Below are 8991 nucleotides of genomic sequence, written 5' to 3'. Positions count from 1 at the left end.
TATTTAAATTAATAACATAAATTATTGTGAAGTTATATTAAGCTCAACTATAGTTTTCCCTACTTCTGCACCAGTTTCTTTATTATAACCAGTTATAAGTGCTTCACCAATGTAGCTACCTTTTGGTAAAGCTTCTTTAAGTTCAACTTCTTCAATATATTGATTTGGTGCTATTTTAGCTGTTCTTATTAGCTCTTTTCCATCAACAGTTATAACATAATCAATATCATAAGCATTATATCTTGGATTAGCCATAACTAAAAAAGCCTTCTTTCCTTTAAATATTGGATCAGAAGAAATGCTAAAAGAAATACTTGACTCATCTACTTGTCTTTGTAATAATTCTCTTATTTCATCATCTGTCAATCCTGGTTCAGCTCCATCTTCTAAGATATACCCAGAAACACTCGCTCCTCCATTGACTTGTGAATTTTTATCTTTGCTATTTAGAACATAATATATACCTCCTAAACAAGCTAATAAAATCACAATTATCACTATTGATTTTATATGTTTTTTATTCACATAATCACTCCTCTTCTTATTTTTTTATTCAATAAAATCCATAATAAATAAATTTATTATGGATTTTATTTCTTTTAAAACAAGTTTTTATTGCTCTGGTTCACCCGTAACCTTCTTATCTTCATTCATAACCTTTTTAATTCTTAATGTTAATTGGAAATTATTTGAAATAGCTTTAGCTACTTCCTTTTTACCTGCTAAACCTCTTAGTAATATTTTACCCTTTTGAGCATTTTTATCCCCTGCAGATAAAGTTAATAACTTAACTCCTTCTGCCTTTGGTGTTTCTAAATTTTCAGCGTCATATACTCCTGATCCTTTTCCTTCAGCGCCTAAATAAGCAGTATTAGTAGTCCCTTCTCCTTCTAATCTTAACGCAACATCAGCTCTAGTTTTAGATTCTGGTGCTGAAAGTGCACTCTGTGGAACTATGTTTATAGTACCAGTACCACCTTTAGTTCTACTGAAATTTTGAGCATAAACTTCTATTTGTTGAGTTCCTTCATTCTTGACTTCTAAATCTGTCCCTATAAACCCCACTGATTTATTCACTGTAAAACTAGCAGTTGTAGGTACTGTTACTCTAAAAGCTGTAGCTGGCATATTATCTTGTTCATCTGTAACATTCCCAGTAATAGTAACATTTGCTGTTCCATCAGTACTATCTAAATTCTCTACAACAGTAGTGTCAGCAGTAGTGTCAGCAAATGCACTTACTGAAGTTGTAGCAACAACTGCTGCTGCCATCATTAATGATAAAAATTTCTTTTTCATAATTTAAAATCCCCCTAAATGATTTAATTTATTCATTATTTTTAATATTTTTTTGGGTGAGTTTTTCTTTTCCTTTGTTTTCTCTCACCTGTTGACTTAATTATATAATCTTTTTTTTAGTTTTATTAAAACATTCGTTAAATTTTAAAAATTATTCGTAAATTATATTTTTATGTCGTTTTTTGTGTTTTTATTCTTTTATTAAAAATAATTCCCGAAAAAATATAATCATTCATGTTTGCAATTATATTCCTTCGGGAATTATCATAATATGTAATTTTATATTATATGTACTTTTATATTAATTTGAATTTTTCACTTACAGCTTCAAATTTACTTTTGCTCACTGGAAGCTCTATTTTATTTTTTAATATGGCACTTTTCTTAGTTAAAGTTACTATATTATTTATATTAACTATGTAAGATCTATGACATCTTACAAATTCTTCTCTAAATTCTAATACTTTTTCCATATCACCAATTTTACTTTTAATAGTAATAATTTCATTATCATAATGAATATCCACATAATGGTCAAAGGCTGAAATGAAAATTATCTTATTTATATCAACTTTTATTTGATCTCTTCCTTTTGAAAAAACTAAATATTTGGCATTACTTGAATTTTCTTTAATCTTTTCCGAAGAAATATCTAAACATTTAAATAAAGCTTCTTCTTTCACAGGCTTTAATAAATAATTAAGAGCACTTACATTATAACCTTCTAATGCATGTTCTACTTCTGCCGTTATAAATATAATTAGAATATCTTTATCTTGCTTTCTTATTTCTTTCGCTAATTGTACTCCCGACATTCCTCTCATATTTATATCTAATAACACTAAATCAAAATCACAATCTTCAGGCCATTTAAATAGAAACTCTTCTCCACTTTCAAATCCTTCTATGTCAATAGCTTCTTCTCTTTCATTTGCCCACTTAAGCACTTGATTCTCAAGTACTTGGTATTGTAATTTACTATCTTCACATATTGCAATTCTCATTTTTTCTCCTAACTTAATCTTTTTTAAATTGTATTTATCACTATAACAATATTAAATAACATTAAATACAGTATTTATTACAATATTCTATCACTTTTAAATTGTTTTTTCTATACTTTCTTTATTATTTTTTAAATTTTATTATATTATCCATTATAATTTACTTTCCTATTTATAATAATTACTTTTTACTTCTTCTTTATCTATAAATGAACTCCACCTCCGTTTTCATTAAATTTCATAATATTTTTATAATTTAAGTTAAAGATAAATTTGTTTCTAATCAAGTTTATGTTATACTATTAGAAGAATTCAAGAAGTTAATTATAAAGTTAATAACTTGTTAATAATGTAAATATAATATTTAGGTGGTGAGGAAAATTAGTATTAAAACAATTATCAGTATATTATCGGCAAAATTTACACTTTTCTTAACAAAAACTATTTTAAAAGGTGGAACTACTTTTCCTGGTAGAGTTGCCCTAAAAATAGATAAAAATATTTTATCTAAAATTTCAAAAGGATATAAGGTAATTTTAGTAACAGGTACAAATGGTAAAACAACAACCACAAGCATGATTTATAACATTATAAAGGAAAGCGGACATCCTGTTATTACAAATAACACTGGAGCTAACCTTTTTCCTGGTATTGTTACTACCTTTGTAGATAGCTTTAAGTTTGGTAGCAAAGTAAAAGATAACTACGCTGTTATTGAAGTTGACGAAGCTAATTTAAAATATATAACAGAATATATAACTCCTGAAGTTATCACTGTTACTAATTTATTTAGAGATCAATTAGATAGATATGGCGAAGTATATACTACCTTAAATAAAATTTTAGAAGGAATTTATAATGTTCCTGAAACTACTCTTGTTTTAAATGGTGATGAGTCTTTGCTTGGGAAATTAGACTTAAAAAATCCTGTTCATTTCTATGGATTTGACAAATCCGTTAATGATAATAAAACCATTGAAATTAATGCAGATGCTAAGTTCTGCAAATTCTGTAAAACACCATATGAGTACAATTTTGTTACATACAATCACTTAGGAGATTTTTATTGTCCAAATTGTGGTTATAAGCGTTCAGATTTAATGTATGCTGTTACAGATATCATAGATATAAATGCTGATAAATCAACTGTTAAATTTAATGATTTAGAAGTATCTATAAATCAATCTGGTACTTATAATATTTATAATGGATTGTGTGCATACTCTATTGCTAAGGAATTAGGTATAGATGATTCAGCAATTAAGAAATCTCTTGAAAATCAATCTTCAAGCTTTGGTAGACAAGAAACCATTAATATAGAAGGTAAAGACGTGAAAATATTCTTAGTAAAAAATCCAGCAGGTTATAATCAGTCTTTAGATACAATCTGCTTAAATAAAGAAAAATTTGCAGCGGCTTTCTTATTAAATGATAATTATGCTGATGGACAGGATGTTTCTTGGATATGGGATGTTGATTTTGAAAAGCTTACTGAAACAAACATAGATGAAGTTTATATTTCAGGATTAAGAGCTTATGATATGGCCGTTAGATTAAAAACAGCTGGTTTAAATCTTAATAAATTTGTCATAGAGGAACAATACGAAGCTTTAACTGAAGCAATAAAAAATGGTAGCTGTGACAAGCTATATATTCTAGCTACGTATACTGCTATGATTAATTACAGAAAATATCTACACTCTAAAGGCTATATAAAAAATCTTTGGTAATTGGGAGGACTAGCTATGGATTTAAATATTTGTCACCTTTATCCTGATTTATTAAATGTATATGGTGATGTAGGAAACATATTAATTTTAAAGCATCGTGCCGAGCTTAGAGGAATTAAAGTAAATATTCTTAATAATTCCTTAAATGATGCTTTTGATGTTGACAATTATGATATAGTACTATTTGGAGGCGGACAGGATTTTGAACAATCAATAGTATCAAATGATTTAAGTGGTGCTAAAAAAGATGCGTTAGAAAAATATATTGAAGCTGGAAAAGTACTTATTGCAATTTGTGGTGGATATCAATTGCTTGGTCAGTATTACACTGCTCCAAGTGGAGAAAAAATAAATGGTTTAGGTATCTTAGATATCTATACTGAAAGTGGAGACACGCGTTTTATCGGCAATACAGTTATATATAATGAAGATTTTAACGAGTATTATGTTGGTTTTGAAAATCACTCAGGCCGTACTGAAATAAATGGTTTAAAGCCTTTAGGAAAATGTATCCATGGATATGGAAACAATGGAAGTGATGGATATGAAGGTTGTATTTATAAGAATACTTACTGTACTTACTTCCATGGTTCTCTTTTAGCAAAAAATCCTGAGCTTGCAGATAGATTCATTTCTACTGCTCTATCATTAAAATATGGTAAAGAAATAACTCTTGAACCTTTAGATGATAGCTTTGAAATTAAAGCTAAAGAGTACATGATTAATAGGCTTAATAATAAATAAATTACTTATATAGAACGGGGATTTTAAAAATGAGAAAAAAATTTATTAAATCAATTGCACTGTCGCTTCTTGTAGCTATTACTTTACCATTTTCAGTTAATGCAAAAGCAGCTGAACCAGATATATTAGGAGTCTCTGCTTTAGTTATGGATATGGACACTGGAGAAGTAATCTACTCTAAAAATGCAGATGATGAACGTTCTCCTGCAAGTACAACAAAACTACTTACTTCTTTAATCTTTGCTGAAAACAAAAAGAAAAGTGATTTAATAGCTTATACTAATAATTCAGCAAACCTTACTGAAACCTCTCTTAATGGTTTTATTAGTGGTGGTGTTAAAGCTGGTGATACAATTTCTGCTGATGATGTAATGAAAGCTGTTATGATTTTTTCAGCTAATGATGCTTCTGTTATGATGGCTGAATCTGTAGCTGGAAGTGTTGATGCTTTTTCTAATATGATGAATGAAAAAGCTAAAGAATTAGGTGCTACTCATTCTAACTTTATTAATCCAAATGGATTAGAAATTAATAGTACTACTCATAATGTAACTACAGCTTATGACTTAGCTCTTATTGCAACGGAAGCTTTCAAATCTGACTGGATAAAAAATGTTATGGCTGAAAAGTCAACAAGTGTATCTGTAGATGGTACTACTATCTTAATCGACACAAGAAATAAAATTTTAGGTAAAGATGGAAATGTTGGTGGTAAGACTGGTACTGAAGATCAAGCTGGTCATTGCTTCGTAGGATACTTCCAAAAAGATGGTAGAAATTTAGTTACTGTTGTTTTAGGATCTGAATATGGTGTTGATGGAACTAACGTATTTAATGATACTTTATCAATTGCCAATTACGGATATACTGCTAAGGAAAGTCTTTATAAAGAAGCTGGTAGTGAAGTTGGTACTGTAACTTTAAACTATAAATTATTTAGATTCTTTGGGCCTACTAAAGAAGTAACAGCTCCAATAGTTCTTTCTAAAGCTATTAACTTATATAATAATGATTTTAATAATGATCATGCTGAAATATTATATAAAGGTGAAGAAACTAATGCTTGGAAACTTACAGGAAACAAAACTGTTAATTTAACATTAAAGGTAGGACAATTTGAAGAAACTGTTGAAGGAACTATTACTCTAACAACTGGCGATTTATTAAAGGCTAACCTTCCTCTATATGGTGCTGCTTTATTATTTACAGTAATAGTTATTGTACTAGTTGTAGTTCTTATTAAACTTATAAACATGAATAAAAGAAAAAGCAGAAGAAATAGATATTATAGATAATCATTAATTGACAGTTAAATTTGTAATTAGGGAAAGGAATCTCACTAAGGTGGGATTTCTTTTTTTATAAATTTATCATTTATCATTGATAATTCATAATTAAGTAAAAGTGTGCTATAATCTAAAGGAAATTTACACGAGAGGATTTAATAAATGATGAATGAAAAAGTTGACTTAAAAGGAAGCGTAATTTTAAACCCTGTTCCTGTAGTAATGGTTACTTCTAGAGGTAAGGACGGTAAAGACAATGTATTTACAGTAGGCTGGGTTGGAACAGTATGTACTAAACCACCAATGCTTTCTATTTCTGTTAGACCTGAACGTCTTTCACATAAATACATATCTGAAACCATGGAGTTTACTGTTAATATGCCTACTTCTAAGCTTACAAAAGCTGTAGATTATGTTGGTGTACGTTCAGGAAAAACCGTTGATAAAATAAAAGAAATGAACTTTACCATGAAAGAAGGAACTAATGTAAGCTCACCTTATATCGATGAATGTCCTGTATCCATTGAATGTAAAGTAAAGACAGTACTTCAGCTTGGTACTCATGATTGCTTTATTGCTGAAGTGGTTGGTTCACATGTGAATAAAAATTTATTTGATGAAAAAGGTAAGATTCATCTTGAAAAAGCTGATTTAATTTCTTACTGTCATGGAGAGTACTTTAAGATGGATACTAATCCATTAGGCTCTTTTGGATATTCTGTAGCTAAAAAGAAAAAAGCTTTACAAAGCAAATCAGTTAAAGCTAAAAAAGATACACCTACAACTAAATCAAAATCAAGTAAATCTAAAAAATCTTTTAATAAGAAAGGAAGATAATTAATGTATATACTTTCATATACCATTCCATATAAAGATTTAGATATGGCTATGGAAAAATTACAAATACATAATATATATAACGCCTTTTACGAAGCACCTTTAGAAATTACTACTGATGATTATGGTTATGGCTATATAGAAAAAGATGATGAAGATATCACTTTAAAAGTTACAATGGATGATACTGAAGGAGAATTAAATGAATTTATAGAGCTTGTAGATTCAATCCTTGGTGTTAAGCATATTGGATTAGAGGAAAATACTAATGATTATACTACCTTTGAATTCCCAGCCATTCATATTGATGATACTTGGGTTATTGCCTCTCCTGAAGAAGAATATCCAAATAAAAATAAAATAAATTTTATCTCCCAAGGTGCCTTTGGAACTGGTCTCCACGAAACAACACAAGATATTCTTAGACTTATTTTGAATAAATTAGAGCTAAAGGATAAAACTGTTTTAGATATAGGTACTGGTTCTGGTATACTTTCCATTGCTGCTTCATTTACTGGAGCTAAAAAAGTTGATGCTGTAGACATTAGAGATATTACCGATGAAGTTGAACTAAATGCCTCATTAAATAACATTACTAATATAAAAGCTATTGTTGGAAATATTTTAGAAGATGAAAGTCAAATTGATGAATTCTATGACTGGATATTTATTAATATCGGTGGTGAAGAAACTAAGATGTTTATGGAATTTATCAATAATCATTTAAATAAAAATGGTAATCTTTTAGTTTCTGGCCTTGTTGAATGGAGCTTTGATGAAGTGAAGGCTAATGTTGAAAAATATGGCTTTAAATTTATAGAAAAGTATCAAACTAATGAATGGTGTACTGCAACATTTAAAAAATCTAAGTAATATTTATAAAGATAGATGTGGCATTTTAATTAAGCCACATCTATCTTTATATATTTTCCTCTTCACCATATAAATATTTATACATTTTATAACTCACTTTTATTTTATCTACATACTTTTTAGTTTCAGCAAATGGTATATTGTATAAGGTTTCTCCATCCTTTGAATATTCGCCATCCTTTAGCCATTCATTGACATTTCCACTGCCTGCATTGTAAGCTGCCAGTGCTGTATCTACATTGCCAAACTGTTCTATGAGATTATTTAAATACCAACAACCCATCATTATGTTTATTTCTGGGTTGTACAGCATATGAGGAAGAAAATAGCTTATTTCTACATTAGATGATATCCACTGTCCTGTACTGTCCATAATCTGCATTAAGCCCTTAGCACCTTTACTTGATGTTGAATCTTCCTTAAACTTACTTTCAGTTTTTATTACTGATAAAACAAGTAAAGGATCTAAATTATATTCATTGCTATACTTTTCTACATATTCTTTATACTCATAGGGATAAAGATATTTCTTCATACCTTGTTGGATTCCTAAAAAAGCAAGCAAAACTAAAAGTAAAAATGCTATAATTTTTTTTAAATTCATTATCTCTACCTACTTCAAATTACTATTTAAAAAATCAATAAGCAGATCAACCTGTTCCTTAGTTTTAGGTAATATATCATTATTTTCAATGATTATATTGGCAAAATCTTTTTTTCTTTCCAGTGGCATTTGAGAGTTAATTCTATTTATAGCTTCTTCTCTAATCATACCATCTCTTGCCCTTACTCTTTGGATTTGAGTATTTTGATCTACCCAAACTAAGATAACATAATCTACTTCCTTATGCAAATCATTTTCTATTAAAGTAGGTGCATCTAAAATTAATATTTTTGTTCCTTTCTTCTTATGGTTATCCATGCTTTCAAAGATTTCACGCTTTATATAAGGCATTATTATCTCTTCATATTTTTTTCTTTGCTTTGGAAATCTAAATATGTGATTACCAAATTCTTTTCTTCTAAATTCCCCTCTCCAGTCAAAGAATCCAGCACCAAACTCAACTTTAACTCTTTCTAAAATTTCAGGATATTTTTTTAAAACATCTCTTGCAATAATATCTGCATCAATAATTTCAAATCCTGCTTCTTTAAGCATAAATGATACTGTACTTTTTCCTGAACCAATTCCTCCAGTTAACCCTATTGTTATCATAA

Annotated in this window: 10 protein-coding genes; 5 read left to right on the top strand and 5 right to left on the bottom strand. The window is 28.7% G+C overall.

Annotation, left to right across the window (positions count from 1 at the left end):
- Positions 1 to 21: 21 nt before the first annotated feature.
- The 3 genes from BHW04_RS05995 to BHW04_RS05985 all read right to left on the bottom strand — a co-directional run bounded on the left by BHW04_RS05995 (position 22) and on the right by BHW04_RS05985 (position 2303).
- Positions 22 to 525, bottom strand: a complete 504-nt coding sequence (locus BHW04_RS05995; RefSeq protein ID WP_302699186.1) for a hypothetical protein — start codon at positions 523 to 525, stop codon at positions 22 to 24.
- 87 nt (positions 526 to 612) lie between these two features.
- Positions 613 to 1299: a hypothetical protein gene (locus BHW04_RS05990; protein ID WP_302699185.1), complete on the bottom strand. Its 687-nt coding sequence runs from the start codon at positions 1297 to 1299 to the stop codon at positions 613 to 615.
- A 296-nt stretch (positions 1300 to 1595) separates the two neighbouring features.
- Positions 1596 to 2303 (bottom strand): LytR/AlgR family response regulator transcription factor, encoded by a 708-nt coding sequence (locus BHW04_RS05985; RefSeq protein ID WP_302699184.1) that lies wholly within the window; start codon positions 2301 to 2303, stop codon positions 1596 to 1598.
- Between the two features lie 371 nt (positions 2304 to 2674).
- Here BHW04_RS05985 and BHW04_RS05980 point away from each other — a divergent pair, with 371 nt between their 5' ends.
- The 5 genes from BHW04_RS05980 (at position 2675) to BHW04_RS05960 (ending at position 7773) form a co-directional block, all read left to right on the top strand.
- Positions 2675 to 4033 (top strand): Mur ligase family protein, encoded by a 1359-nt coding sequence (locus tag BHW04_RS05980; RefSeq protein WP_302699183.1) that lies wholly within the window; start codon positions 2675 to 2677, stop codon positions 4031 to 4033.
- Positions 4034 to 4048: 15 nt separating this feature from the next.
- Positions 4049 to 4777, top strand: a complete 729-nt coding sequence (locus tag BHW04_RS05975) for a type 1 glutamine amidotransferase (RefSeq protein WP_302699182.1) — start codon at positions 4049 to 4051, stop codon at positions 4775 to 4777.
- 29 nt (positions 4778 to 4806) lie between these two features.
- The gene (locus BHW04_RS05970; RefSeq protein ID WP_302699181.1) at positions 4807 to 6072 is read left to right on the top strand and encodes a D-alanyl-D-alanine carboxypeptidase family protein; all 1266 of its coding nucleotides are present in this window, start codon (positions 4807 to 4809) and stop codon (positions 6070 to 6072) included.
- A gap of 156 nt (positions 6073 to 6228) precedes the next feature.
- Entirely contained in the window at positions 6229 to 6900 is a 672-nt protein-coding gene (locus BHW04_RS05965) for a flavin reductase family protein (RefSeq protein ID WP_302699187.1), read from the top strand.
- A gap of 3 nt (positions 6901 to 6903) precedes the next feature.
- Positions 6904 to 7773: a 50S ribosomal protein L11 methyltransferase gene (locus BHW04_RS05960; RefSeq protein ID WP_302699180.1), complete on the top strand. Its 870-nt coding sequence runs from the start codon at positions 6904 to 6906 to the stop codon at positions 7771 to 7773.
- Positions 7774 to 7819: 46 nt separating this feature from the next.
- Here the strand turns inward: BHW04_RS05960 and BHW04_RS05955 are convergent, their stop codons facing one another.
- Both BHW04_RS05955 and coaE read right to left on the bottom strand, forming a co-directional pair.
- Positions 7820 to 8377: a lytic transglycosylase domain-containing protein gene (locus BHW04_RS05955; protein WP_302699179.1), complete on the bottom strand. Its 558-nt coding sequence runs from the start codon at positions 8375 to 8377 to the stop codon at positions 7820 to 7822.
- Positions 8378 to 8386: 9 nt separating this feature from the next.
- The gene (coaE, locus tag BHW04_RS05950) at positions 8387 to 8989 is read right to left on the bottom strand and encodes a dephospho-CoA kinase (protein WP_022212803.1); all 603 of its coding nucleotides are present in this window, start codon (positions 8987 to 8989) and stop codon (positions 8387 to 8389) included.
- Between the last annotated feature and the right edge of the window lie 2 nt (positions 8990 to 8991).

This window comes from Clostridium sp. 29_15 (genome assembly GCF_001916075.1).
GTDB lineage: Bacteria > Bacillota > Clostridia > Clostridiales > Clostridiaceae > Clostridium > Clostridium lentum.
Note: the sequence above shows the minus strand (reverse complement) of the source record. Positions and strands in the feature narration are given on the sequence as shown.

Excerpts from the sequence above, each read along its gene's own strand:
- BHW04_RS05990 (WP_302699185.1), bottom strand. The coding sequence starts at position 1,299 with ATGAAAAAGAAATTTTTATCATTAATGATGGCAGCAGCAGTTGTTGCT.
- BHW04_RS05985 (WP_302699184.1), bottom strand. The coding sequence starts at position 2,303 with ATGAGAATTGCAATATGTGAAGATAGTAAATTACAATACCAAGTACTT.
- BHW04_RS05975 (WP_302699182.1), top strand. The coding sequence starts at position 4,049 with ATGGATTTAAATATTTGTCACCTTTATCCTGATTTATTAAATGTATAT.
- BHW04_RS05970 (WP_302699181.1), top strand. The coding sequence starts at position 4,807 with ATGAGAAAAAAATTTATTAAATCAATTGCACTGTCGCTTCTTGTAGCT.
- BHW04_RS05965 (WP_302699187.1), top strand. The coding sequence starts at position 6,229 with ATGAATGAAAAAGTTGACTTAAAAGGAAGCGTAATTTTAAACCCTGTT.
- BHW04_RS05960 (WP_302699180.1), top strand. The coding sequence starts at position 6,904 with ATGTATATACTTTCATATACCATTCCATATAAAGATTTAGATATGGCT.
- BHW04_RS05955 (WP_302699179.1), bottom strand. The coding sequence starts at position 8,377 with ATGAATTTAAAAAAAATTATAGCATTTTTACTTTTAGTTTTGCTTGCT.
- coaE (WP_022212803.1), bottom strand. The coding sequence starts at position 8,989 with ATGATAACAATAGGGTTAACTGGAGGAATTGGTTCAGGAAAAAGTACA.